Source organism: Serratia proteamaculans, from assembly GCF_008830365.1.
In the GTDB taxonomy this organism is placed as follows: Bacteria; Pseudomonadota; Gammaproteobacteria; order Enterobacterales; family Enterobacteriaceae; genus Serratia; species Serratia proteamaculans.
In genome coordinates, this window is record NZ_WBKI01000002.1 from 477,760 (window position 1) to 503,707 (window position 25,948).

24 protein-coding genes, 5 tRNA genes and 2 other RNA genes are annotated in these 25,948 nt (G+C 54.8%); 8 read left to right on the forward strand and 23 right to left on the reverse strand.

Going from position 1 to position 25,948, the window contains the following annotated elements:
- Nucleotides 1-183: 183 nt before the first annotated feature.
- From galT to gpmA, 5 genes are all read left to right on the forward strand, one after another.
- Nucleotides 184-1,236 carry a galactose-1-phosphate uridylyltransferase gene (gene galT, locus F8R23_RS11250; protein WP_151415640.1) on the forward strand — a complete coding sequence of 351 codons (1,053 nt, stop codon included), beginning with the start codon at nucleotides 184-186 and terminating at the stop codon, nucleotides 1,234-1,236.
- Entirely contained in the window at nucleotides 1,233-2,384 is a 1,152-nt protein-coding gene (gene galK / locus F8R23_RS11255) for a galactokinase (protein WP_151415641.1), read from the forward strand. The genes galT and galK overlap by 4 nt, the downstream gene beginning before the upstream one ends.
- On the forward strand, nucleotides 2,378-3,421 hold the full coding sequence (gene galM, locus F8R23_RS11260; protein ID WP_151415642.1) for a galactose-1-epimerase: 1,044 nt from the start codon (nucleotides 2,378-2,380) through the stop codon (nucleotides 3,419-3,421). Before galK ends, galM begins: the two co-directional genes overlap by 7 nt.
- A gap of 196 nt (nucleotides 3,422-3,617) precedes the next feature.
- Nucleotides 3,618-3,956 carry a PsiF family protein gene (locus tag F8R23_RS11265; protein ID WP_085115641.1) on the forward strand — a complete coding sequence of 113 codons (339 nt, stop codon included), beginning with the start codon at nucleotides 3,618-3,620 and terminating at the stop codon, nucleotides 3,954-3,956.
- 214 nt (nucleotides 3,957-4,170) lie between these two features.
- Nucleotides 4,171-4,923, forward strand: coding sequence for a 2,3-diphosphoglycerate-dependent phosphoglycerate mutase (gene gpmA / locus F8R23_RS11270; protein ID WP_085115640.1), 753 nt, complete (start codon nucleotides 4,171-4,173; stop codon nucleotides 4,921-4,923).
- Between the two features lie 69 nt (nucleotides 4,924-4,992).
- On the opposite strand, the gene aroG is transcribed toward gpmA, so the two are convergent.
- Complete coding sequence (aroG, locus tag F8R23_RS11275; RefSeq protein ID WP_112350076.1) at nucleotides 4,993-6,048, reverse strand: 3-deoxy-7-phosphoheptulonate synthase AroG; 1,056 nt, start codon at nucleotides 6,046-6,048, stop codon at nucleotides 4,993-4,995.
- A gap of 205 nt (nucleotides 6,049-6,253) precedes the next feature.
- Between aroG and F8R23_RS11280 the strand changes: the two genes are divergently transcribed.
- Genes F8R23_RS11280 through zitB form a run of 3 tightly spaced genes read left to right on the forward strand, consistent with a single transcriptional unit; the run spans nucleotide 6,254 to nucleotide 11,027 of the window.
- The gene (locus F8R23_RS11280; protein WP_129935746.1) at nucleotides 6,254-6,859 is read left to right on the forward strand and encodes a response regulator; all 606 of its coding nucleotides are present in this window, start codon (nucleotides 6,254-6,256) and stop codon (nucleotides 6,857-6,859) included.
- Entirely contained in the window at nucleotides 6,856-10,077 is a 3,222-nt protein-coding gene (locus F8R23_RS11285; protein ID WP_151415643.1) for an ATP-binding protein, read from the forward strand. Before F8R23_RS11280 ends, F8R23_RS11285 begins: the two co-directional genes overlap by 4 nt.
- A complete protein-coding gene (gene zitB, locus F8R23_RS11290) occupies nucleotides 10,077-11,027 on the forward strand; it encodes a CDF family zinc transporter ZitB (RefSeq protein ID WP_112350073.1) in 951 nt (316 codons plus the stop codon). The genes F8R23_RS11285 and zitB overlap by 1 nt, the downstream gene beginning before the upstream one ends.
- A gap of 37 nt (nucleotides 11,028-11,064) precedes the next feature.
- Here zitB and pnuC read toward each other — a convergent pair whose 3' ends face one another.
- The 22 genes from pnuC to sucC all read right to left on the reverse strand — a co-directional run bounded on the left by pnuC (nucleotide 11,065) and on the right by sucC (nucleotide 25,900).
- Nucleotides 11,065-11,790: a nicotinamide riboside transporter PnuC gene (gene pnuC / locus F8R23_RS11295; RefSeq protein ID WP_129938567.1), complete on the reverse strand. Its 726-nt coding sequence runs from the start codon at nucleotides 11,788-11,790 to the stop codon at nucleotides 11,065-11,067.
- Between the two features lie 21 nt (nucleotides 11,791-11,811).
- Nucleotides 11,812-12,873, reverse strand: coding sequence for a quinolinate synthase NadA (gene nadA, locus F8R23_RS11300; protein ID WP_151415715.1), 1,062 nt, complete (start codon nucleotides 12,871-12,873; stop codon nucleotides 11,812-11,814).
- A gap of 242 nt (nucleotides 12,874-13,115) precedes the next feature.
- A non-coding RNA gene (locus tag F8R23_RS11305) (RtT sRNA) lies at nucleotides 13,116-13,240 on the reverse strand.
- Between the two features lie 44 nt (nucleotides 13,241-13,284).
- Nucleotides 13,285-13,360 (reverse strand) — tRNA-Lys (locus tag F8R23_RS11310).
- Between the two features lie 53 nt (nucleotides 13,361-13,413).
- Nucleotides 13,414-13,489 (reverse strand) — tRNA-Lys (locus F8R23_RS11315).
- A 70-nt stretch (nucleotides 13,490-13,559) separates the two neighbouring features.
- Nucleotides 13,560-13,635 (reverse strand) — tRNA-Lys (locus F8R23_RS11320).
- Nucleotides 13,636-13,642: 7 nt separating this feature from the next.
- Nucleotides 13,643-13,718 (reverse strand) — tRNA-Val (locus F8R23_RS11325).
- A 32-nt stretch (nucleotides 13,719-13,750) separates the two neighbouring features.
- Nucleotides 13,751-13,871: non-coding RNA, RtT sRNA (locus F8R23_RS11330), on the reverse strand.
- 15 nt (nucleotides 13,872-13,886) lie between these two features.
- Nucleotides 13,887-13,962 (reverse strand) — tRNA-Lys (locus F8R23_RS11335).
- 178 nt (nucleotides 13,963-14,140) lie between these two features.
- A complete protein-coding gene (gene cpoB / locus F8R23_RS11340; protein ID WP_151415644.1) occupies nucleotides 14,141-14,941 on the reverse strand; it encodes a cell division protein CpoB in 801 nt (266 codons plus the stop codon).
- 9 nt (nucleotides 14,942-14,950) lie between these two features.
- Nucleotides 14,951-15,466 (reverse strand): peptidoglycan-associated lipoprotein Pal, encoded by a 516-nt coding sequence (pal, locus tag F8R23_RS11345; protein WP_085115631.1) that lies wholly within the window; start codon nucleotides 15,464-15,466, stop codon nucleotides 14,951-14,953.
- Between the two features lie 44 nt (nucleotides 15,467-15,510).
- Nucleotides 15,511-16,803: a Tol-Pal system beta propeller repeat protein TolB gene (gene tolB, locus F8R23_RS11350; protein WP_112350070.1), complete on the reverse strand. Its 1,293-nt coding sequence runs from the start codon at nucleotides 16,801-16,803 to the stop codon at nucleotides 15,511-15,513.
- 131 nt (nucleotides 16,804-16,934) lie between these two features.
- Entirely contained in the window at nucleotides 16,935-18,194 is a 1,260-nt protein-coding gene (gene tolA / locus F8R23_RS11355; RefSeq protein ID WP_129935754.1) for a cell envelope integrity protein TolA, read from the reverse strand.
- Nucleotides 18,195-18,275: 81 nt separating this feature from the next.
- Nucleotides 18,276-18,704 carry a colicin uptake protein TolR gene (gene tolR, locus F8R23_RS11360; RefSeq protein WP_112350069.1) on the reverse strand — a complete coding sequence of 143 codons (429 nt, stop codon included), beginning with the start codon at nucleotides 18,702-18,704 and terminating at the stop codon, nucleotides 18,276-18,278.
- A 12-nt stretch (nucleotides 18,705-18,716) separates the two neighbouring features.
- The gene (gene tolQ / locus F8R23_RS11365; RefSeq protein WP_006324117.1) at nucleotides 18,717-19,400 is read right to left on the reverse strand and encodes a Tol-Pal system protein TolQ; all 684 of its coding nucleotides are present in this window, start codon (nucleotides 19,398-19,400) and stop codon (nucleotides 18,717-18,719) included.
- Nucleotides 19,397-19,801: a tol-pal system-associated acyl-CoA thioesterase gene (gene ybgC / locus F8R23_RS11370; RefSeq protein WP_085115628.1), complete on the reverse strand. Its 405-nt coding sequence runs from the start codon at nucleotides 19,799-19,801 to the stop codon at nucleotides 19,397-19,399. The genes tolQ and ybgC overlap by 4 nt, the downstream gene beginning before the upstream one ends.
- A gap of 130 nt (nucleotides 19,802-19,931) precedes the next feature.
- Nucleotides 19,932-20,228 carry a cyd operon protein YbgE gene (ybgE, locus tag F8R23_RS11375; protein ID WP_012005709.1) on the reverse strand — a complete coding sequence of 99 codons (297 nt, stop codon included), beginning with the start codon at nucleotides 20,226-20,228 and terminating at the stop codon, nucleotides 19,932-19,934.
- Nucleotides 20,228-20,341: a cytochrome bd-I oxidase subunit CydX gene (gene cydX / locus F8R23_RS11380; RefSeq protein ID WP_012005708.1), complete on the reverse strand. Its 114-nt coding sequence runs from the start codon at nucleotides 20,339-20,341 to the stop codon at nucleotides 20,228-20,230. The genes ybgE and cydX overlap by 1 nt, the downstream gene beginning before the upstream one ends.
- 17 nt (nucleotides 20,342-20,358) lie before the next feature.
- On the reverse strand, nucleotides 20,359-21,498 hold the full coding sequence (gene cydB / locus F8R23_RS11385; RefSeq protein WP_085115627.1) for a cytochrome d ubiquinol oxidase subunit II: 1,140 nt from the start codon (nucleotides 21,496-21,498) through the stop codon (nucleotides 20,359-20,361).
- A gap of 14 nt (nucleotides 21,499-21,512) precedes the next feature.
- Nucleotides 21,513-23,081, reverse strand: coding sequence for a cytochrome ubiquinol oxidase subunit I (gene cydA, locus F8R23_RS11390; RefSeq protein ID WP_099065143.1), 1,569 nt, complete (start codon nucleotides 23,079-23,081; stop codon nucleotides 21,513-21,515).
- Between the two features lie 780 nt (nucleotides 23,082-23,861).
- A complete protein-coding gene (sucD, locus tag F8R23_RS11395; protein WP_012005705.1) occupies nucleotides 23,862-24,734 on the reverse strand; it encodes a succinate--CoA ligase subunit alpha in 873 nt (290 codons plus the stop codon).
- Nucleotides 24,734-25,900, reverse strand: coding sequence for an ADP-forming succinate--CoA ligase subunit beta (sucC, locus tag F8R23_RS11400; RefSeq protein ID WP_012005704.1), 1,167 nt, complete (start codon nucleotides 25,898-25,900; stop codon nucleotides 24,734-24,736). Before sucC ends, sucD begins: the two co-directional genes overlap by 1 nt.
- Nucleotides 25,901-25,948 lie beyond the last annotated feature (48 nt).

The window sequence follows — 25,948 nt, forward strand, 5'->3', positions numbered from 1 at the left end:
TGACGGTTCTCTTGCTGGCATCATGTTGTGTAAACGATTCCATTCTTCGCTCTGGATCACCTTTTTACTCTGGAGGGCATGCTATATTTTTGGCCATAGTTATCCATTTATATGAGTCAAAGGCAGGTTGGCGGCAAGTGAAAGCGATTACACGGCCGTATCGCCTCAGAAAAAGGAACCGTCATGACGGATTTTAATCCCATCGATCATCCCCATCGCCGCTTTAACCCGCTAATCGGCCAATGGGTATTGGTATCACCGCATCGCGCCAAACGTCCCTGGCAGGGCCAGCAGGAAGCCGCACAGCCTGAAACACTGCCGCAGCACGATCCGGACTGCTTCCTCTGCCCGGGGAATACCCGCGTCACCGGTGATAAAAACCCGGACTATCAGAATACCTTTGTGTTCAACAATGACTTTGCCGCGCTGATGACGGACACCCCGTTGGCGCCAGAAAGCCAGGATCCATTAATGCGCTGCCAGAGTGCGCGTGGTACCAGCCGAGTGATTTGCTTCTCCCCCGATCACAGCAAAACCCTGCCGGAGCTAACGTTGCCGGCACTGGAAAGCGTGATTGCCGCCTGGCAGGAACAGACTGCCGAGCTGGGACGCAGCTATCCGTGGGTTCAGGTATTTGAAAATAAAGGCGCGGCGATGGGCTGCTCCAACCCGCATCCGCACGGACAGGTTTGGGCCAACAGTTTTCTGCCGAACGAAGTTGAGCATGAGGATCGCCTGCAGCGTGAATATTTCCAGCAGCACTCATCCTCGATGCTGCTGGACTACGTACAACGCGAACTGGCCGACGGCAGCCGCACCGTCGTTGAAACCGAGCACTGGCTGGCGGTAGTGCCATACTGGGCCGCCTGGCCGTTTGAAACGCTGTTGCTACCGAAAACTGCGGTGCAACGCATTACCGATCTTGGCGCCGCTCAGAGCAGCGATTTAGCCCTGGCGCTGAAAAAGCTCACCAGCCGTTACGACAACCTTTTCCAATGTTCCTTCCCCTACTCCATGGGTTGGCACGGCGCGCCGTTCAATGAGGCGGATAACCGCCACTGGCAGTTGCATGCCCATTTCTATCCACCACTGCTGCGTTCCGCCACGGTGCGTAAATTTATGGTGGGTTATGAGTTGCTGGCGGAAACCCAGCGTGACCTGACTGCAGAACAGGCCGCAGAACGTCTGCGTGCCGTTAGCGATGTTCATTACCGTGAAGCCGGAGCCAAAAAATGAGTTTGAAAAATCTTACCCACGCCCTTTTTACCGAACGTTTTGGCTACGCGCCCACCCTGACTATTCAGGCCCCGGGCCGGGTGAATTTGATTGGCGAACACACCGACTATAACGACGGTTTTGTGCTGCCGTGCGCCATTGACTACCAGACGGTGATCGCCTGCGCCAAACGCGACGATCGTCAGATCCGGGTGATCGCTGCCGATTACCAAGAGCAACAGGATCAATTCTCGCTCGACAGCCCGATCGTCAGCCACCCGAACCAACGTTGGTCCGATTATGTGCGCGGCGTGATCAAACACCTGCAGCAGCGTAACGCCGATTTTGGCGGCGCGGACCTGGTGATTTCCGGCAACGTGCCGCAGGGTGCCGGCCTCAGTTCTTCCGCCTCACTGGAGGTTGCTGTGGGTCAGGCTATGCAGGCGCTATATGCCCTGCCGCTGGATGGCGTAGCACTGGCGTTGAACGGCCAGGAAGCAGAGAACCAGTTCGTCGGCTGCAACTGCGGGATTATGGATCAACTGATTTCCGCCCTCGGTGAACGCGACCATGCCTTGCTGATCGATTGTCGCTCACTGGAGACCCGGGCGGTGTCGGTGCCGGAAGATATTGCCGTGGTGATCATCAATTCCAACGTGAAACGCGGGTTGGTGGACAGCGAATACAACACCCGCCGCAAGCAGTGTGAAGAGGCCGCGCGCTTCTTCGGCGTCAAGGCGCTACGCGACGTCAGCCCGGATCTGTTTTTCCCGATCCAGCATGAATTGGATCCGATCGTCGCCAAACGAGCGCGTCATGTGATCAGTGAAAACGATCGAACCCTGGCCGCTGCCGATGCGCTGGCCGCCGGTGATATGAAACTGATGGGCAAATTGATGGCAGAGTCACACGCCTCAATGCGCGATGATTTTGAAATTACCGTGCCGCCGATTGACCGACTGGTAGACATTGTCAAAACCGTTATCGGCGATCGCGGCGGTGTGCGCATGACCGGCGGTGGCTTCGGCGGCTGTATTGTTGCCCTGATGCCGCTGGCGCTGGTGGAGCCGGTTCGCGAAGCCGTTGCACGCGAATACCCATTACAGACCAACGGGTTGAAAGAAACCTTCTACGTCTGTAAAGCTTCGGAGGGGGCCGGGATATGCTGAACGACAGCCCGGCGCTGGCCCCGGACGGGCAGCCCTATCAGTTAACCCAGTTAAAAAACGCCGGTGGAATGACGGTAACGCTGATGGATTGGGGCGCGACCTGGCTTTCCGCCGTGCTGCCGCTGAAATCAGGAAAAACCCGTGAGCTACTGCTGGGCTGCCAAACACCGGCGGACTACTTGCAGCAGGCGGCCTATCTGGGTGCTACCGTTGGCCGCTATGCCAACCGTATTGCTCACGCCAGCTTGTTGATGGATGGCAAGCCGCATCCACTGGTAGCCAATCAGGGGGAACATCAGTTGCATGGCGGGCCGGAAGGCTTCAACACCCGTCGCTGGCAGATTATTCAGCAGGACGAACAGCAGGTGAGCTACGCGCTGCATTCGCCAGACGGCGACCAGGGGTTTCCCGGTAACCTCGACGTGCAGGTCAACTATCGGCTCACCGCCGATAATCGGCTGGAAATCAGTTATCAGGCGCAGACCGACAGTGCCTGCCCGGTCAATTTGACCAACCATGCCTACTTCAATCTGGACGGTGCCGGCACCGATGCCCGACTCCAGCGGCTGCAACTGTTTGCCGACCGCTATCTGCCGGTCGACAGCGAGGGGATCCCCTGCGCGGATCTTACCCCAGTGGAAGGCAGCGGCATGGACTTTCGTCACCCGAAAACCCTGCTGCAGGATTTTTTGAGCGATCGCTGCCAACAACGGGTAAAAGGTTACGATCATGCCTTTCTGCTGCACCGCACCTGCGGCGCACTGGATTGCCCGGCGGCCCACCTGTGGTCGGCCGATGGTCAGGTGCAAATGAGCGTGTTCACCAGCGCACCGGCGTTGCAGCTCTACAGCGGCAATTATCTGGGCGGCACTCCGGCGCGTGACGGCGGCAGCTATGCCAATTACGCCGGACTGGCGCTGGAAAGCGAGTTTTTGCCCGACAGCCCTAACCACCCGGAATGGCCGCAACCCAACTGTTGGTTACAACCAGGGCAGTACTATCTCAGTGCCACGCATTATCAGTTTTATCCTATCTGACCCGCCACGCCCCTTGCCATGCGGCAGGGGGCCGTTTGTTATAAATGCTTACCTTTTTACCCCTCTGTCCCGCAGGCCGCTGCCTTTCCTTATTCCAAAGCGGGCACTAGAATCAGGCTACGGTGATAAGCACAACACCTTGTGCAAAGTCACAATTTTCGGCCACCCCGGCCGGTCAATAGCTGAAGGAACACCTATGCGTCTGATTACTGCACTTCCATTACTGGCGGGTTTACTGCTGAGCACCAACCTGATGGCTGCCGAAACTGCAGCAAAAACACCGTCACCGGCGCAGGCTGCACAGCAGAAACGCATGACCGACTGTAATCAACAGGCCTCCAGCAAAACGCTGAAGGGCGCGGATCGCTCCACCTTTATGAGCACCTGCCTGAAATCCGAAGGGACCACTGCGACGAAAACCCTGACCCCGCAGCAGCAAAAAATGAAAACCTGTAACGCCGACGCCAAGACCAAAAGCCTGACGGGCGACGCGCGTAAAACCTTTATGAGCAATTGCCTGAAAAAATCAGCCTGATTATCCTCCTTCGGCGGCACGGCGGGATCCCCTTTCACCGTGCCGCACTCACTACCGGCGCCCGCCTGATCGATTCAGCTTTTCCTTAGTTCAGCACTTACTTTGCGGCAAGAAATTGGCTATGGTTAAACACTATCGATTGCCGAGCCACCGGCCGCGGCAATATAATGATTTTCGTTATCATTGAAATGTCAGATTATTAAGGAGTTAAGCTATGGCTGTAACTAAGCTGGTTCTGGTGCGTCACGGCGAAAGCCAGTGGAACAACGAAAACCGCTTCACCGGTTGGTATGATGTTGATTTGTCCGATAAAGGCCGCACCGAAGCGAAAGCTGCAGGCGAACTGTTGAAAAACGAAGGTTTCGCTTTTGACTTTGCTTACACTTCCGTACTCAAGCGCGCTATCCACACCCTGTGGAACATTCTGGACGAACTGGATCAGGCCTGGCTGCCGACTGAAAAATCCTGGAAGCTGAACGAACGTCATTACGGCGCGTTGCAGGGTCTGAACAAAGCTGAAACCGCAGAAAAATACGGTGACGAGCAGGTTAAGCAATGGCGTCGCGGCTTCGCCGTCACTCCACCAGAGCTGACCAAAGATGACGAGCGTTACCCGGGCCACGACCCACGTTACTCCGCGCTGACCGAGCAAGAGCTGCCGCTGACCGAAAGCCTGGCGCTGACCATCGATCGCGTGATCCCTTACTGGGATGAAGAAATCCTGCCACGTATCAAAAGCGGCGAGCGCGTTATCGTTGCTGCACACGGCAACTCCCTGCGTGCGCTGGTGAAATACCTGGATAACCTGAGCGAAGATGAGATCCTCGAACTGAACATCCCAACTGGCGTGCCGTTGGTGTATGAGTTTGACGAGAACTTCAAACCTATCAAACGTTACTATCTGGGCAATGCCGACGAGATCGCTGCTAAAGCGGCCGCCGTAGCAAACCAGGGTAAAGCGAAGTAATTTTCGCCCGTTGATCTAAAAAGCCCCCGGTTTTGGCCGGGGGCTTTTTTTATGGCGCAAAGTAGGGCTTTATTTAACGCGGCGCGCTTTCACTGCTACTGCCAGTTCCCGCAGAACGGTTTCGGTGTCTGCCCAACCGATGCAGGCGTCGGTGACGCTTTTGCCGTAAACCAACGGTTCGCCGCTTTCCAGATTCTGGTTGCCTTCCACCAGATGGCTTTCGATCATCACGCCCATAATCGCCTTATCACCGCCGGCAATCTGTTGGCAGACATCGGCGTTCACTTCCAGCTGCTTCTTGAACTGCTTGCTGCTGTTGGCGTGGCTGAAATCGATCATCACCTGTGCAGGCAGACCCGCTTTGACCAGGCCTTCTTTGACTTCTTTCACGTGTGCTGCGCTGTAGTTTGGCTCTTTGCCGCCACGCAGAATAATGTGACAGTCGCCGTTACCGCTGGTGTTAACGATCGCTGAATGACCCCATTTGGTCACCGACAGGAAACAGTGCGGCGCGCTGGCGGCGTTGATGGCGTCAATCGCCACCTTGATGGTGCCGTCAGTGCCGTTCTTGAAGCCCACCGGGCAAGACAGGCCGGAAGACAGTTCGCGGTGCACCTGAGATTCCGTGGTGCGTGCGCCGATAGCGCCCCAGCTCATCAGATCTGCCAGATACTGCGGGGTGATCATGTCGAGGAATTCGCCGGCAGCCGGAAGACCGGAATCGTTGATATCCAGCAACAGCTTGCGTGCCAGACGCAGGCCGTCGTTGATCTGGAAGCTGTTATCCATCTGCGGATCGTTAATCAGGCCTTTCCAGCCCACGGTAGTACGCGGTTTTTCAAAATAAACGCGCATCACCACTTCCAGCTCACCGCTCAGCTCCTGACGCAGCGCCAGCAGACGGCCGGCGTACTCTTTGGCGGCTTTGGTATCGTGGATCGAGCAAGGACCGATCACCACCAGCAGGCGATCGTCACTGCCGCGAAGGATCTGATGAATAGCATTGCGTGCCTGTGACACCGTCTCTGCTGCACGTTCAGTGGCCGGAAACTTTTCTAACAGGGCCACCGGTGGCAGGAGTTCCTTAATTTCTTTAATGCGTAAATCGTCATTTAGGTAATTCATCACTTTTCCATTCGGTATCGAGAGGCGGTATTTCGCAGAGCGTAGATCCCACCAATTTAGCCTGTGAGGGTAACGCTGTAAATCACCTTTACCGCCTGCAGAATGAACGCCCAAATTAACAGTAGATTGTGCTGTTTCATCGGGAGAGCGCAGTGGCTCCTTTTTGGTTATGCTAACGGCAAGGATCCGTAACTCGAGCCAAGCCATGCCCTCATTGTTATTAGTTGATGACCACCCGGTGGTTCATGTCGCACTGGAAGCGGCACTAATCAAATCATCCCGCCCCTACCACCTGCAGGCGGTGCAGGATGACGTACAGGCACTGGCTCAGTTGGCCGCCGCCGACTTTGCACTGGTGATCCTCGATATCGGCCTGCCGCAGGTAGATGGCCTGCAATTGCTGAAAAAAATTCGCCGTTACTATCCGCAACAACCGATCCTGATTTATACCGCCCAGGAAGAAGAGATTTATGCCCGTATGGCCTATGTGGCCGGGGCCAACGGCTTTGTGCACAAGGGCAGCCGACTTGAACAGCTGGTGCTGGCAATTGAAACCGTGCTGGGTGGCGAGCTGAGCTTCCCTGCCGCCGCGATGGCGGAAGAAACCCAGCCGGCAGAGGGCTCACTGCTGACGCCAAAAGAACTGCAGGTTCTCGGCCTGCTCAGTAAAGGGCTTTCCAACCTGCAAATCGCCGAGATGCTGAGCATCAGTAACAAAACCGTCAGCACCCATAAAAAGAATATCTTGCGCAAGACCGGTGCCAGCAACCTGCTGGAACTGGTGGCGGTATTTAAAGAGCTGACGCCATGATGCGTGGCGCGCTGCTGTTAGCCCTGCTGTTAGCCCTGCTGCTTAGCCTCGGCAATATCGCTCAGGCGGCGCAGCCGGTACGCTATCAGTTGGTCAGCAACCTGAATATCCCGCTCGATATGCTGATCGCCAGTGAGAAAAACCCCTGGCGCGATACCACGTTGCGTGTCGGCATCATCAGTGAGAACACCAGCCCCTATAACATCATCGTGGATGACGATCTGTACGGCTTGAACGCCGACTACCTCGGCTATGTCCAGCAGGTTACCGGCATTCACTTTCAGATTTACGGCTTTGCCGATCTGGCCCAGCTTGAGCAGGCACTGCATGACGGGACTATCGATCTGGTGTACGGCATTCCGCAAAATGAAGCGCTGCACAGTCTGAAGATTTCTCAGCCTTACTACGTCAGTAATCTGCGCGTGCTGCGGGATCGCAGTAATGACCGCCAGGTGATGCTCAATTCCACCAACGCACGGGTGGCGATCAGTACCTTGACCGATATGCAGGCCGGTAACGCGCTGAAAGCGGTGTCCTCTCACGTGCAGCGTTATGACAACAACCTGCAGGCGGTGTACGCCTTGCTAAACGGCAGCAGCGACTACTTTATTGCCGACGAAGCCAGCGCCAGCTTTATTATTGACCAGTTACAGCTCGGCCAGCTTTATCAGATTGAAAGTAGCATCAACCTCGGGAACCTGTCGTTCGTGTTTGCTTCCGCCAACCCGACGCTGATCGACACCCTCAACCTGGCCATCGCCGATACCCCGATGGAATTTATGAACGCCATTCAGAGCCGCTGGAGTAAAAAGATCCCCAGCTATCTCGATACCGGTAATGCCGATCTGACCCAGATGGAAAAAAACTGGGTGGCGACCCATCCCACCGTTTATTACGCCGCCATCGAGAATAATTTCCCGTTCGCCTATCGTGGTTCCGGCGGGCAGGCGCGCGGTTACGCGATCGACATTCTGAATATCATCGCGCAGAACACCGGATTGCGCTTTATGCCGCTTTGGGCGCGCAACGCCGAGCAGGCCGACCAACTGGTGCAATCCGGCCAGGCCAGCTTCCGGACCGCCCTGCCGTTGGCACGCGGCGTTAAAGCACGCTACAGCGCCAGCATGCCGATCCACCGTTCGTTGTGGGGGGTTTATGTTGGCCAGCAGGCCAACGGCATTTCCACCTGGAGCGATTTGGCCGGTAAGCGCATCGGCGTCCTGCAGGGCGACTTGGCGCAGGAGTTGGTTCCCCCCAGCGAAGACTTGATCCGTTTTGCTGACAGCAAGAGCATGTATGACGCCCTGGCCAACGGCCAGTTGGATGCGTTGGTGGATAACGTGATCTCGGCAAACTTTGTCGCCCTGTCGCGTTATTCCGGTGCGATAAAGCTGGCGTTCGCTGCCAATAACATCGCCTACCCGGTAGCTTTCGGCGTACGGCAGGATCAGCCTTTGCTGTTGGCTATTCTCGATAAAAATCTGATGCAGATCCCGTCCGAAACGCTGCAGTCGTTGCGTGATGAATGGATTGTCGATCGCAGCAACCTGATTGATGCAGTGAATGAAAACCGCATGCAGCCGCAAACCACCTGGCTGCTGGCACTGTTGGCGGCGGCGATCCTGCTGCTGCTGGGGCTGACCCTGCGGCGCTTTATCCTGCAGCGCCGGGAAAAGCGTGAGCGCGAAGTGATCGAACAGGCTCGTCAGCATGCCGAAGCCGAAAATCGGATGAAGAGCAAATTTCTGGCCACCGTCAGCCATGAACTACGGACGCCGATGCACGCGATCCTCGGTCTGCTGGAACTGGAACTCAAACGCCAGCCGACGCCTGAAGGACTGCCGGTGATTTACAGCTCGGCGTCGTCATTGCTCAACCTGCTTAATGATTTGCAAGATCACGCGCGGCTGGAAACCGGTTCACTGACGCTGGTGCCCAAATCTGTAGCACTGCAGCCCTGGATAACCCATATCAGCGCCCTGTATCAACCGCTGATCGGCGAACGTCCGGTGACGCTAAACGTCAGTGCAGCCGACAACCTGCCCGCCGCAGTCCTCATTGATGGTGAGCGTTTACTTCAAGTGGCTAACAACCTGATAAACAATGCAATTAAATTCACACCGCGCGGTACTATTCAGGTAAATATCGGCTGGCGCGAGCAGGATCCACCTCTGGGGGAACTGTGGCTGACGGTGGCCGACAGTGGCTGTGGCATCGCGGCAGATGAGATCGGTAAACTGTTCCAACCTTTCTACCGCGCACGCGGCGCACAGCGCGTATCCGTGCAGGGTACCGGGCTGGGGCTGTCTATCTGTAAAGAGATTATCGAACAGATGGGCGGCCGCATTGAGTTACACTCACAACCCAGCCTGGGTACCGAGGTGACAGTGTCCGTGCTGGTAACCCAGGTTGCAGTCGATCCCACAACTCAGCAGGCCGACATGCCACTCATTCTGCCGCCGTCCACCCTACGCGTGGCGCTGATCGACGATCACCCCACCAACCTGCTGTTGATGGAGCGGCAACTGCGGCACTTCGGCCTGCAGCCAAGATTATTCGAACAGGGTTATCCGCTGTTGAAGGCCCACCGTCGGCAACCGTTTGACCTGCTGTTTATCGATTACAATATGCCACGCCCGGACGGCCTGACACTGGCGAGACTAATACGTCGCGATGAGCAACGCCTTCAGCGCCCAGCCTGCCAGATTATTCTCTGCTCGGCAGACGTGCAGGAATTTACCCGCATCCCGCCGGGATTGGTGGCGATAGATCGCTTTTTAACCAAACCCATTTCACTGGCGGCCATCGCTCAGGCACTACCGCAGCAACCACAGGGGATGGAGCAGCAGTTAGTCCTTACTGACCTGCAGAGAACCCTGGTCGATATGGCCGGTAATGACCGAGCGATGATCCAGCGTCTGGCAACAACGCTGCTGACGACACTGCGACAAGACCAGCAGCGGCTTGAGCAGGCGGCACAGAACCAGGATGGGGTAACCTTGAGCCAGGCTGCCCATCGTATCAAGGGCAGCCTACTGATGCTGCAGCTGCCGGCGGCGGCCAGCCTGTGCCAACAACTGGGGGACAACGGCCGTGAAGGAACATTGATGCAGGCCGCCTATAATGAATTGAGTGCGTTAGTGGCACAGATTCTGATAGAACTGAACGATCTGGTCAGCACTGACGAAACGTATTTTGCTATGGATAAGGATGAATAATGTCGGACGCCCCACACGTACACCTGCCAAAAGACAGTAATAGTAAACGCCTACTGACCGCTTTTTTAGTCACTGCGGTCTTTATGGTCGCCGAAGTGGTCGGCGGGTTGATTTCAGGTTCACTGGCGCTGCTGGCGGATGCCGGCCATATGCTTACCGACGCTGCCGCACTGCTGGTGGCCCTGATGGCGGTACACTTCTCGCAGCGTAAGCCCAATGCACGCCACACTTTCGGTTATCTGCGCCTGACCACCCTGGCGGCTTTCCTCAACGCTGCGGCGCTGTTGGTGATCGTGGTATTCATCCTGTGGGAGGCAATACGGCGTTTCTTCGAGCCACAGCCGGTGATGGGTGCGCCAATGCTGATTATCGCCATAGCGGGGCTGCTGGCTAACCTGTTCGCCTTCTGGCTGCTGCACCGAGGAAGCGAAGAGAAGAATATCAATGTGCGCGCTGCCGCATTGCATGTGCTGGGGGATTTACTGGGGTCGGTGGGCGCCATCGCCGCCGCCATTGTGATCCTGACCACCGGCTGGACGCCGATCGACCCGATACTGTCGGTGCTGGTGTCCTGTCTGGTGATACGCAGCGCCTGGCGATTGCTGAAAGAGAGCTTCCATGAACTGCTGGAGGGTACGCCGCAGGAGGTGGACATCAATAAACTGCAAAAAGACCTGTGCCTGAATATTCCGGAAGTGCGCAATATCCATCACGTCCATGTCTGGCAGATTGGCGAGCAAAAATTGATGACGCTGCATGCGCAGGTGATACCGCCGAACGACCACGATGGCCTGCTGCATCGTATTCAGGCCTATCTGCTGGAACACTATCGCATTGGTCACGTGACCATCCAGATGGAGTATCAGCACTGCGATACACCCGACTGCGGGATTAACCGGGCACCCGAGCCGAGTGACCACTCACATTCGCATGTCGGGCATCATCACTAGAATCAACCGGGGCGCCTTATTTGGCGCCCCGGCGTTATTATGGTGCAGAAGATAATGGCCGCGAGCGATTGTTGCCGGCACTTTTGATCCACAGCCAGGAACCATTCAACGCAATCAGCGTCAGGATCACGTATTCCAGCGCCATGGCGTAAACGCCCTGGTAGGCAAATATAGCCACGCTGATCACGTCAATCACTACCCACAACAGCCAGTTTTCCACGTACTTGCGCGTCATCAGGATCATCGCCACGATCGACAACACCATCATGGTCGAATCCCAGAATGGGAAGGCATCCGGCTGCAGCTGCGGCATTTCCACGCTCAGGCCCAGCCCTTGCATCACCGTCACCGCCGCCTGCGTCAACCAGGCAAACACGCGGTCGATGTTGAACGTCATCAGAGCAATGCCGACCACACACACCGCCGCCCAACTCAGCGCCTTCGGCAACGACAGCCAGCGAATTTTCAGCTCGGCCTGATTATCCTGAGTCTGACGGCTCCAGGCATACCAGCCGTAAATATTGGCGACGAAGAAGAACAACTGCAGCAGCAGGCTGGCGTACAGCTGGATTTGGAAGAAAATTACCGCAAACAGCGTGACGTTAATCAGACCGAACAGGTAATTGATAATTTTCTCTTTGCTGGCATACCAGATGCACAGCAGGCCAAACAGGGTGCCGATAGCCTCAATCCATGACAGATCGTAGCCCCCCGCTCCCAGCGGGATATGCACCAGGATATTACTGGTACTGAAAAAACTCATTTTATGATCCTTATTAAATGGTTAAGCGTTGCCTTTTACCTGCATTTTGAGCTGGGCAGCAAAATCCAACATCCGATTCAGCGGGATCAGTGCCTTCTGGCGCAATGCAGCATCGACGTGGATCTCATGCAGTACACCACCGTGTTCCAGTCCATCGGCGATAGCCTTCAGGCCGTTCATCGCCATCCACGGGCAGTGCGCACAGCTACGACAGGTGGCACCCTCTCCAGCGGTTGGCGCTTCGAACAGCTCTTTGTCTGGACAGGCCTGTTGCATCTTATAAAAAATCCCGCGATCGGTAGCAACAATCAGTTGCGGATTGGGCAGGGTTTTCGCCGCCTGAATCAATTGGCTGGTTGAACCTACCGCATCGGCCAGATCGACCACCGCCTGTGGTGACTCTGGGTGCACCAGTATCGCCGCGTTCGGGTATAAGGCCTTCATACGCATCAGGGCCTGGGTTTTAAACTCGTCATGGACGATACAGGCGCCCTGCCAGCACAATACGTCGGCACCGGTCTGCTTTTTCACATAATTACCCAGATGGCGATCTGGCGCCCAGATGATTTTCTCACCCAGGCTATCGAGGTGTTCGATCAGTTCAACGGCAATACTGGAGGTGACCACCCAGTCCGCTCGTGCTTTTACCGCCGCCGAGGTATTAGCGTAGACCACCACGGTGCGATCCGGGTGGCTGTCACAAAAGGCATTGAATTCTTCTTCGGGGCAACCGAGATCCAGTGAGCACTCTGCGTTCAATGTTGGCATCAACACCCGCTTTTCCGGACTGAGGATCTTGGCGGTTTCACCCATAAAGCGCACGCCGGCAACCAGCAGGGTCGAGGCCGGATGATTGCTGCCAAAGCTTGCCATTTCCAGCGAGTCCGCCACGCAGCCACCGGTTTCTTCCGCCAGTGCCTGGATTTCCGGATCGGTATAGTAGTGGGCCACCATCACCGCATTGCGCTGCTTGAGCAGGATTTTAATCTTCTCGCGATAAAACGCCTTTTGCGCATCGTCCAGTGGCACCGGTTTGGGCGGGAACGGGTACACCGCCGCATTAACATCAAACATTTCACTCATCGCTGCAATCTCTGTGCTAGGCTGGGTGTCTGCTGCCCGGGTATTACCCATCGCAACCCCCTTCGTTTTATATACTAAACAAAATACCTGCATTTGTGCGAAAAGTCCGCTGATATTTTATATTTGCGCGGAAGATGTTTAATTCATTAAAAATTTGAAAGGATAAAGTGCAAAGAAAGGAGGGTTCCAGGTACTAAAAGGGATAAACGGATAAAACGGATTGAAGATGCTGGGGGCAAACCGGGGATACCGTGCGGGACTGATTCGGCCTTTGGCCTCACCCTTCGGGCAACGCTGCGCGTTGTCGTATCGCTGCGCGATGCTCGAACCTGAGCGCAGCTTCTCACCCACACGGTTCGTGCGTTATGCGATGCTCAAGTTTTGGGAAAAGTGCTGAGGTACTCTGTGAAATGGTGGGCCGTGCGGGATTCGAACCTGCGACCAATTGATTAAAAGTCAACTGCTCTACCAACTGAGCTAACGGCCCACTGAGGGGATACTGCTGAACCGCGTAAGCAGGAGAGGAACTCGCTGCAATAATGGTGGGCCGTGCGGGATTCGAACCTGCGACCAATTGATTAAAAGTCAACTGCTCTACCAACTGAGCTAACGGCCCACTGACGTGGTTTACTGCTGAACAACCAATACAAAACCGAAGCCCGTATTGAGGAAAAACAATTCTGAAATGGTGGGCCGTGCGGGATTCGAACCTGCGACCAATTGATTAAAAGTCAACTGCTCTACCAACTGAGCTAACGGCCCACAGCAGTGGTGGGTGATGACGGGCTCGAACCGCCGACCCCCTCCGTGTAAAGGAGATGCTCTACCAACTGAGCTAATCACCCACTAGTGTGGTTACTGCTACTACTTCAGAAATTGGTGCGTCGTGCGGGATTATTCGGCTTGCGCCTCACCCTTCGGGCCATCACTTCGTGATGTTGTCTCGCTTTGCGAGACTCAAACCTTTACGGTTCTCACCCTTACGATTTCACTTCATTTCTTATTTCAGGAATTGGTGGGTCGTGCGGGATTCGAACCTGCGACCAATTGATTAAAAGTCAACTGCTCTACCAACTGAGCTAACGACCCAATTTCCTTGCTGCTTTAACATCTTGCAAGATGTCTTGGCAACGGCGGCATATATTACTAATTTATCTTGGCAGCGCAACCTAAATTTATAAACAACAGGTTCAACTGCTTGTTCTTCACACGAATGAGCCCAGAAATCGGTCAAATCGACTAACTTCTGGGCTCATTTTTTTGCTAACTAACCTGCGATTCGACTTTTCGCCTGTTTGGCCGCAGCACTGGTTGGGTATTGTTTAATCACCTGCTGGAACACGGCTTTGGCTTTATCGGCCTGCCCTTTTTCCTGCATGATGATACCCACCTTGTACATTGCGTCCGGTGCCTTAGGTGATTTTGCGTAATTCTTCACCACCACCGCATAATAGTAAGCCGCATCATCTTTCTTACCCTTGTTGTAGAACAACTGGCCGAGCCAATAGTTGGCATTAGGCTGGTAAGTCGATTTTGGGTACTGTTTTACGAAGGACTGAAAAGCGGAGATCGCCTGGTCATACTGCTTTTTTTCCAGCGCCAATGAAACAGCGGCGTTGTAATCGCTGTTTTCATCACCCGTACTGGCCGGAGCTGCTGCTGTAGCGCCCGCAGACGCGCTGTCAGCGCCGTCGGAGGACGCAGCCGCTGCTGCCCCACCTGCGGCACCCGCTGCAGCAGCGGAGCTCTGAGCGCCGCCCTGGCTGATGCTATCCATCTGTTGATAGATCTGCTTTTGGCGTTCAACAACCTGATTCAGTTGATATTGGCTTTCCTGGATTTGCCCGCGGAGTGAGTCAATGTCACGCTGGTTGTCAGAGAGTTGTTGCTGGAGTTGGTTTAAAAGCTGGCCCTGAGCATTGCTGATGCGCTCAAGTGAGGTGACACGGTCTTCGACCGAGCCGGAGCCGACATTACTGATTGGCGCTTGGGCAGTAGCGGCCCATGGGACCGCTACGCCAACCAGTAACGACAGACTCAACAAGTGACGTCTGAAGTTACTGTTCATGCGATTCTCTTAGTAAACCAGAACTGCACGACGGTTTTTAGCATAAGCCGCTTCGTCGTGGCCCAGTACTGCTGGTTTTTCTTTACCGTAAGAAACGATAGAGATTTGGTCAGCTGAAACGCCTTTACCTTGCAGGTACATTTTCACTGAGTTAGAACGACGCTCACCCAGGGCAATGTTGTATTCCGGCGTACCGCGTTCATCCGCGTGGCCTTCTACGGTCACTTTGTAAGACGGGTTGTTACGCAGGAATGCAGCGTGCGCGTCCAGCATCTGAGCGAACTCAGAGCTCACGTCATACTTGTCCAGACCGAAGTAAACAATGTTGTTCTTCTGCAGTTCTTGCATCTGCAGACGAGCTTGTTCTTCAGAAGACAGGTTGCTGCTGCCATTTTCTGTACCAGTGCCAGCGCCAGCGCCCAGACCTGATTGGTCGTTGTTTGCGCTTTTGTTAGAACTACAAGCCGCTACAGCCAGAACTGGCAGTGCCAGCAGAAGCCCTTTCAGCACTTTGTTCAGTTGCATTTCTTTAATCCTTTTATAGTTTGCCATACATATTTACACATGCATCACAGATACGGCGACCAGGCAGGGAATTTGACCTGTCCATCAGTTGCCGGAAGACGCGCTTTAAAACGCCCATCAGTCGATACCAGTTGCAGCACGGAGCCCATACCTTGCGTGGAGCTATAGATCACCATGGTGCCATTTGGCGCAATACTAGGCGTTTCGTCCAGGAAGGTGCCGGTCAAAACTTGAACCGCACCCGATCCGAGATCTTGTTTGGCGATATGCTGAGCACCACTGTTAGAGCTCACCATCACCAGGAATTTACCATCAGAGCTGACTTCAGAATCCTGATTCTGAGAGCCTTCCCATGTCAGACGCTGTGACGCACCGCCACTGGCACTGACTTTATAAATCTGTGGTCTGCCGCCCTGATCGGAGGTATAGGCCAGAGACTGCCCATCCGGGAACCAGGTCGGTTCAGTATTGTTGCTGCGCCCGTCGGTGATTTGGGTGATCTGGCCAGAGCCAAGATTCATCACGTACAGGTTCAGGCTACCGCTTTTAGACAGCGCAAAGGCCAGGCGGCTGCCGTCCGGTGAGAACGCTGGTGCCCCGTTGTGACGCGGGAACGAAGCGATCTGACGGATAGCACCGTTAGCCAGGGTCTGTACCACCAGCGCAGAACGGCCGCTTTCAAAGGTCACGTACGCCAGTTTGCTGCCGTCCGGCGACCAGGCCGGGGACATCAGCGGTTCTGGTGAACGGTGTACCGTAAACTGGTTGTAGCCGTCGTAATCCGCTACGCGCAGCTCATACGGGAATTTCCCGCCGTTGGTCTGCACTACGTATGCGATACGGGTACGGAATGCGCCCTTGATACCGGTCAGCTTCTGAAACACTTCGTCACTGGCGGTATGAGCAGAATAACGCAACCATTGTTTGGTCACTTTATACTGGTTCTGCGCCAGAACGGTACCTGGGGAACCTGAAGTGTCCACCAGTTGATAAGAGATCAGGTAACCGCCGTCTGCACCAGGTTGCACCTGACCGACCACGACAGCGTCAATGCCCAATGCAGTCCAGGCCGCCGGCGTCACTTCAGACGCAGTGGTTGGTTGCTGCGGCATGCGCGCCACGTCAATTGGGTTGAATTTGCCGCTGTTGCGCAGGTCTGCGCCGACAATCTTGCCAATATCTTCCGGAGGCGTGCCTGGGCCCGCCCATTTAAATGGCACCACGCCAATCGGACGAGCGGAGTCGACCCCTTGGGTGATTTCAATGCGAACTTCCGCGTGGAGAACGGATGCCCACAGTATTAAAAAACCTAGCGCTACTCGAAATGCCTGCTTCATCTCATCTCCCTTATCCAGGCGGAATGCCTGCGATAAATTAGCAGAATTTTAACAAACCAACTCAAACAAAACTACATAATCCCTGTTGGTTACCTTAGTACATCCCTGTCACGACTCAGTAAGAACAACACTTATTGAGGTTTGAATTCAAGGGTCGCATTCTTAAAGTGCTGATAAATAGCGTCGCTTGTAGGTTTCGGGATCTTTGCCTGATTCGCAGCGGTTACTGCCGCCTGGCACAGAGCAGGATCACCCCCCACCGCTTTCACATCAAGCAATAAGCCATCGGGCCCCAGCTTGATACGTAGATCACAGGTCTTACCGACAAACAAACTAGGGTCATAGAACTTATTCTGAATCGCTGTACGAATTTGTCCCGCATAACTATCAATATCTGCCCCACTGGCACCCGCGGTCTTGGCATTGCCCTGACCGGCCGGTTTGCCGTCACCCTTAGCTTTGGCACCGCCGCCTTTCGGCGCGTTTTTACCGTCCGCCAGGCCACCAAACAGTTCGTCAACCTCTGAAGACTGATTCGCAGCTGCAGCGGCCGCTTTCTTCTTGGCATCTGCGGCTTTCTTGGCTGCGGCCTTTTCAGCAGCAGCGGCTTTTTTCTCCGCCTCTGCGGCCGCTTTCTTCTCGGCATCAGCAGCCGCTTTTTTCTCAGCTTTCTCAGCCTCTGCGGCAGCCTTCTTCTCGGCGTCAGCAGCGGCTTTTTTCTCTGCAGCTTCAGCAGCCGCGGCTTTCTTCGCTTCTTCCGCCTGTTTCTTGGCGGTAGCCGCGGCGGCAGCTTCTTTCTTGGCTTCAGACTCGGCTTTCTTCTGCGCGTCGGCCTGTGCTTTGGCGACCTTATCCGCTTCGGCCTTGGCCTTGGCGGCAGCGGCTTCCGCTACTTTCTGTTGTTCTTTGGCTTTCGCCGCGGCGTTCTCGGCCACTTTTTGCTGTTCAGCTGCCTGCTTTTGTTGCTCCGCCGCCTGTTTCTGTTGCTCTGCGGCCTGCTTCTGCTGTTCAGCCTGTTCTTTCGCGTCCTGGGCCGCTTTTTCCTGCGCGGTCAAACGCTCTTTCTCCAGCTCTTTCAGGCGCTGTTGTTCCGCCGCCTGCTTCTGCTGAAGTTCTTCGGCCTGCTGTTCCGCTTTTTTCTGGCGCTGCTTCTCAGCACGCTGCGCGTCGTTACTCTGCTGCTGCTGGCGGTTGTACTGCTCCACCACTGCCCCGGGATCGACCATCACTGCACCGACGACCGAACCTTCGCCGCCACCGCCGGCACTGTTCATGTCGACGTTTTCTTGCAGCGATCCCCAAATCAGCAGGGCAATCAATACAAAGTGCAGAACGACCGAAACAATAACGGCGCGGTTCAGCTTATCGTTTTGCTCAGTTGCCTTTACCAAAATAGATTCCCAAAAACTGGTGTTGCTTATACGGGGTTCCTGCACCGCAGCACAGGAACCGGGTTGCCACTGACCTCAGGGTCAGATTGGCTGGGTCATCAGCCCCACGGAAGCGACGCCCGCCTGATGGAGAATATTCAATGCTTTGATAATCTCATCATACGGAACTTCCTTCGCCCCACCGATCAAAAAGACCGTTTTCGGGTTAGCCGCTAAACGCGACCTGGCTTCAGCTGCAACCTGCTCCGGCGGCAACAGTTCCATGCGGTCGTGATCCACCACCATGGTGTATTGGCCCACGCCAGAAACCTCAAGGATCACTGGCGGGTTATCACTGCTGGACACCGCTTTGGAATCGGTGGCGTCCGGCAGATCAACCTCAACGCTCTGGGTGATGATCGGCGCGGTTGCCATAAAGATCAGCAACAGCACCAGCAACACGTCGAGCAACGGAACTATGTTAATTTCGGACTTCAGCTCGCGCCGATTACGTCCACGAACTCTCGCCATGCTACCTCCTACTTATTTGCTGTCGCTGGAGAAGGCCTGACGATGCAGAATAGCGGTGAACTCTTCCATAAAGTTGTCGTAATTCTGCTCAAGCTTGTTGACGCGCTGGTTGAGGCGGTTATAGGCCATAACGGCCGGGATAGCGGCGAACAGACCGATGGCGGTTGCGATCAGTGCTTCGGCGATACCCGGTGCTACCATTTGCAGCGTGGCCTGTTTCACCGCACCCAGTGCGATAAAGGCGTGCATAATCCCCCACACGGTGCCGAACAGACCGATATACGGACTGATCGAACCCACGGTGCCGAGGAAAGGAATGTGGTTTTCCAGCGTTTCCAGCTCGCGGTTCATCGAGATACGCATAGCACGCGACGCGCCTTCGATCACCGATTCAGGCGCATGGTTGTTAGCGCGGTGCAAACGAGCGAACTCTTTGAAACCAGAGTGGAAAATTTGTTCGGAGCCGGTCAGGCTATCGCGGCGCGCCTGGCTTTCCTGATACAAACGGGAAAGCTCAATACCAGACCAGAATTTGTCTTCAAAGGCCTCGGCGTCACGCGTGGCCGCATTAAGGATGCGGGTACGCTGAATGATGATCGCCCAAGAAGCCACTGAGAAGCATATCAAAATCAACATGATAAGCTTAACCAGCAGGCTGGCCTTCAAGAATAAATCTAGGATGTTCATCTCATTCACTGCTTAAACTCCGCGACAATAGACTTAGGAAGCGCTATCGGCTTCATTTGGTGTGGATCAATGCATGCAATCAACACATCGGCCTGACTCAAAAGAGTTCCGTCAGAATTGACAATACGTTGAGCAAACGTAAGAGAAGCCCCGCGCATGGAGGTGATTTCACTCTGTACTTCCAGCAGATCGTCAAGGCGAGCTGGAACCAGGTAATCCACCGTCATACGCCGGACAGCGAAAGCGACATTTTCACTGAGCAGCTGCTGTTGATGAAAGTTATGTTGACGCAGCATCTCGGTGCGCGCTCTTTCAAAAAAAGCTACATAGCGGGCGTGATAGACCACCCCACCGGCATCGGTATCTTCGTAGTAAACGCGAACCGGCCATCGAAACAACGTATTACTCACTCTACTTCCAAGCCAATGGATTTAACGGTGCTACTATACGCAAGACGGATCGGGTTGGGAATGGGTTACAACAGGGGAACGAAAATAATTATGGGCCGCGATGGCCCATAACTTGGGGATATAACGGAGATTATAAAGAAACGTAAAGTAATCCTGCGGCCAGGATCACAATTGCCGGAAGTGGCGCAAAAAAAGCTCGCCACAGGGTGCGTTGCGGTCGGAACCCGACGCCATGAACTACCCCGGCACACACTGCCCAAATAAGCAGCAGACCTTCCCATATCTCCAGCGAGCTGGTCTTCGCCGCAAAGCGGGTCGGATCCCAAAAAATACAGCCCGCCAAAATCAACGCCAGCACCAGTGAAAGGGCCCGGACCGGGCCCTTGTCAGTGATAGCGTACAGCTTGTCAGTCAGTGACAAACTCATCACTTATCGTCTTGCTGTGCTTTTGAATCTTCGTGGTGCTCAAGCGCCAGCGCCGTGATGATGCCGAAGGCACAGGCAAGAAGCGTTCCGAGAATCCAGGCAAAATACCACATGGTTTAGCTCCCTATCCTTAATACAGCGAATGCTTGTTGTTCTCGATGAAGTTCTTATCGAGACGGCCGAACATTTTGTAGTACGACCAACTGGTGTACGCCAGAACGATAGGCACAAAGATCGCCGCGACAACGGTCATCACTTGCAGCGTCAACAGGCTGGAGGTGGCATCCCACATGGTCAGGCTGATGTTAGGCACGGTGCTTGACGGCATCACGAACGGGAACATGGTCACCCCGGCGGTAAGGATCACACAGGCAATGGTCAGCGACGAGGTCACGAACGCCAGCGCGTCTTTCGACATGCGCGAGAACAGCACCGTGAACAGCGGCAGCACCACGCCCAGTGCAGGCAGTGCCCACAGCAGCGGATACTTGTTGAAGTTGATCAACCAGGCACCAGCCTGATGAGCCACTTCTTTACGCATCGGGTTAGACTCCGCCATGGTGTTCAGCGTCGAGGTAATCACATAACCGTCGATGCCTTTCACCAGCCAGATACCGCCCAACAGGAAGAACACCGCCATCACCAGCGTGGAGATCTGCGCCGCAGCACGAGCACGCAGGTGGATCTCACCGCTGGTACGCATCTGCAGGTAAGTCGCCCCCTGAGTTACCAGCATGGTCAGACTGACCACACCCGCCAACAGGCCAAACGGATTCAGCAGTTGGAAGAAGTTGCCGGTATAGAACAGACGCATGTATTCATCCATGTGGAAGGGCACGCCCTGTAACAGGTTGCCGAACGCCACGCCGAATACCACCGCAGGCACGAAGCTGCCGATGAAAATGCCCCAGTCCCACATGTTGCGCCAGCGGCTGCTCTCCAGCTTCGAACGGTAGTCAAAACCGACCGGGCGGAAGAACAAGGCTGACAGCACCAGGATCATCGCAACATAGAAACCGGAGAACGCCGCCGCATAGACCATCGGCCAGGCGGCGAACAGCGCACCACCGGCGGTGATCAACCACACCTGGTTACCGTCCCAGTGCGGCGCGATGGAGTTGATCATCACCCGGCGCTCGGTATCGGTTTTACCGATAATGCGCACCAGGATGCCGACCCCCATGTCGAAACCGTCGGTGACGGCGAAGCCGATCAGCAGTACGCCAATCAGGACCCACCAGATAAATCGCAGTACTTCATAATCAAACATACGTGGACTCCTGTTTAGCGCGCTTCCTGCACGGCGGCAGTCGGTTGTTCAAAGTGGTAGCGGCCAGTTTTCAGGCTGCTTGGACCCAGACGTGCAAATTTGAACATCAGGTACATTTCAGCCACCAGGAACAGGGTGTACAAGCCGCAAATCAGCCCCATCGAGAACAGAATGTCGCCCGCAGTCAGTGAAGAGTTGGCAACCGCAGTCGGCAGCACCTCACCAATCGCCCAAGGTTGACGGCCGTATTCAGCCACAAACCAGCCGGCTTCGATCGCGATCCATGGCAACGGCAGGCCATACAGCGCCGCGCGGTGCAGCCATTTTCTCTGGCCAACACGGTTGCGGATCACGCTCCAGAACGACAGACCGATGATCAACAGCATCAGCACGCCACAGGCCACCATGATACGGAAGGCGAAATACAGTGGTGCTACACGTGGGATCGAGTCTTTGGTGGCCTGCTGGATCTGCGTTTCCGTCGCGTCAGTGACGTTCTGGGTATAACGCTTCAGCAGTAAGCCGTAGCCCAGGTCCTGCTTGGCTTTATTGAACTCGGTGCGTACCGTCGGGTCGGTATTGCCGCTACGCAGTTCTTCCAGCAGCCCATAGGCTTTCATCCCGTTGCGGATACGCACTTCATGCTGCGCCATCAGATCTTTCAGGCCGGTGACCTGAGTATCTGTTGAGCGGGTGGCAATCAGGCCGAGCGCATAAGGGATTTGGATGGAGTAGGAGTTTTCCATTTTATCCTGGTTCGGAATGCCGAACAGGGTAAAGGAAGCCGGTGCCGGTTGAGTGTCCCACTCGGCTTCGATGGCAGCCAGTTTGGTTTTCTGCACGTCGCCCATTTCGTAGCCGGATTCATCACCCAGAACGATAACGGACAGCACGGCAGCCATACCGAAGCTGGCGGCAATGGCGAAGGAGCGTTTGGCGAAGGCCAGATCACGGCCTTTTAACAGGTAGTAAGAGCTGATACCCAGAACGAACATCGCGCCACAGGTGTAGCCGGCTGCCACGGTGTGAACAAACTTCACCTGCGCAACAGGATTGAGCACCAGTTCGGAGAAGCTGAGCATCTCCATACGCATGGTTTCGAAGTTAAAGTCCGAGGCGATTGGGTTCTGCATCCAACCGTTGGCGACCAGGATCCACAGCGCGGAAAAGTTTGAGCCCAGTGCCACCAGCCAGGTAACGGCCATGTGCTGCACCTTGCCCAGACGATCCCAGCCGAAGAAGAACAGGCCGACCAGCGTCGATTCAAGGAAGAACGCCATCAGACCTTCGATGGCCAGTGGGGCCCCGAAAATATCACCGACGTAGTGGGAGAAATAAGACCAGTTAGTCCCGAACTGGAACTCCATGGTCAACCCGGTGGCCACACCCAGAGCAAAGTTAATTGCAAATAACTTGCCCCAGAATTTGGTCATATCTTTATAGATTTGTTTGCCTGACAGTACATATACCGTTTCCATAATTGCCAGCAAGAACGCCATACCCAGCGTTAATGGGACAAATAAGAAGTGGTACATCGCCGTTAAAGCAAACTGTAAGCGCGACAGTTCGACAATATCAAACATCTTGACTCCTTGCTCCTCGCAGGAAGACTCCGACATGCGGTATCGATATGACCTCGGGTGAAGCTACCGGTAACGCCCCGCAGTGAATGCCCTTAAACACAACAAAAATTTGATCCAGCTTCTCCGCTTTCAACCATGCATTCGACGCGGGCCATACTGGCCAGTGCACTAAACACACCACTGAAAACCGACAACGGGTAACAAATGCAACAAGTTCAACCATCCATATTCAGCATGGATGATACTCGACCAATCCCACACAATAAATAGGTTTTTACGTGATGTGGGTTAGACTTTGGGTTACAGGTCAAATTTTCCCCCAAAGAGGTATTCAGGCGTAATTTGATCTGAAACAATTTAAGCCTATCTGGATTTTATTTCCAGATTCAGCTCACAATTTCTCATAATTATCTTGTGGTTATGTTACGCAATGGTTTCGTAGTCTCTTTAGGTGATTTTTGTGTTAAATAGATGTGATATTTAATGGATAGCTGTATTTAAATGAAGTCTTGAGTGTGAATGATGTTAACGTTTATTAACCTACCAATAGGACAAGCTTAGCTTATTTTTTTACTCTGATAATTATAGGCAATAAAAAGAATTATTATCGATAAAGCAGCGCTTAAATACGCCTGCCTTATCCCCTTTCCTGCTTAATTGACGCCGCTAATCCCCACCACGACCACATTGATGCCCGGCCAGCCCTCCGACGGGCAAAAAAAAACAGGGCCAGACAAATTGCCTGGCCCTGCTTCTAAAAGGGTTACTGCCGGTAATAAATTAGCGATTCAGAACCGCTTTTACTGCCTCGCCGATGTCAGCCAGGCTGCGTACGGTTTTAACCCCTGCCGCTTCCAGCGCCGCAAACTTCTCGTCTGCTGTGCCTTTACCGCCGGCAATGATGGCGCCGGCATGGCCCATACGTTTGCCTTTAGGCGCGGTAACACCCGCGATATAGCCAACCACTGGCTTAGTCACGTGTTCTTTGATGTAAGCTGCGGCTTCTTCTTCCGCGCTACCGCCGATCTCACCGATCATCACGATCGCTTCGGTCTGCGGATCTTCCTGGAACAGCTTCAGGATATCGATAAAGTTGGAGCCTGGGATTGGGTCGCCGCCGATGCCCACACAGGTAGACTGGCCCAGCCCGGTATCGGTGGTTTGTTTCACCGCTTCGTAGGTCAGGGTACCAGAGCGGGAAACGATACCCACTTTGCCTGGCAGGTGGATGTGGCCAGGCATGATGCCGATTTTGCACTCGCCCGGGGTGATAACACCTGGGCAGTTCGGGCCAATCATGCGCACGCCGGCTTCATCCAGCTTCACTTTCACGGTCAGCATATCCAGCGTCGGGATGCCTTCGGTGATGGTGATGATCAGTTTGATGCCTGCATCGATAGCTTCCAAAATGGAGTCTTTGCAGAACGGTGCCGGTACGTAGATAACAGACGCAGTTGCGCCAGTCGCTTCTACCGCTTCACGCACGGTGTTGAACACTGGCAGGCCCAGGTGCTCAGTACCGCCTTTGCCCGGCGTTACGCCACCGACCATTTTGGTGCCGTAAGCGATGGCTTGCTCGGAGTGGAAAGTCCCTTGGCTACCGGTGAAACCCTGACAAATTACTTTGGTGTTCTTATCGATTAAAATGGACATTATTTGCTCCCCACTGCCGCAACAACTTGCTGAGCCGCATCAGTCAGGCTGGTCGCAGCAATGATATTCAGACCGCTGTCCGCCAGTTTCTTGGCGCCCAGCTCGGCGTTATTCCCTTCCAGACGCACCACCACCGGGACGTTAACGCCCACTTCGGCTACTGCGCCAATGATACCGTCAGCGATCAGGTCGCAACGCACGATACCACCGAAAATGTTAACCAGAACCGCTTTCACCTTATCGTCAGACAGGATGATTTTGAAGGCTTCGGTCACGCGCTCTTTGGTTGCACCACCGCCCACGTCGAGGAAGTTGGCTGGCTCGCCACCGTGCAGTTTAACGATGTCCATGGTACCCATCGCCAGGCCTGCGCCGTTAACCATGCAACCGATGTTGCCGTCGAGAGCAACGTAGTTCAGCTCCCACTGTGCCGCACGGGATTCACGCTCATCTTCCTGAGAAAGGTCACGCATTTCACGCAGCTCAGGCTGGCGGAACAGGGCGTTGCCGTCAGCGCCCAGTTTGCCGTCCAGACAGATCAGATCGCCCTGCTTGGTCACCACCAGCGGGTTGATCTCAACCATTGCCAGGTCACGTTCCAGGAACAAGGTCGCCAGGCCCATGAAGATCTTGGCGAACTGGCCAACTTGCTTGCCGGTCAGACCCAGTTTGAAGGCCAGCTCACGGCCCTGGTAAGGCTGTGGGCCTGCCAGTGGATCGATGGTCATTTTGTGGATCAGTTCCGGGGTTTCTTCCGCAACTTTCTCGATTTCAACGCCACCCTCGGTGGATGCCATGAACACCACGCGACGGCTGGCACGGTCAACTACCGCGCCCAGATACAGTTCTTTATCAATGTCGGTCGCCGCTTCTACCAGGATCTGGTGAACCGGTTGGCCCAGCGCGTCAGTCTGGTAAGTCACCAGACGCTTGCCCAGCCAGGCTTCAGCGAAAGCACGGATGTCTTCCTTGCTGTTAACCACTTTAACGCCGCCAGCTTTACCGCGACCGCCAGCATGAACCTGACATTTTACCACCCACGGGCCGGAGCCGATTTTGGATGCAGCTTCTTCTGCTTCACGCGGTGTGGTACAGGCATAACCGGTTGGTGCCGGCATGCCATACCGAGCAAACAGCTGTTTTGCCTGATATTCGTGTAAATTCATGATGTTCTATCCATTCAGTTCTGAAGGTTTTAGCCGAGCCATTTGGGC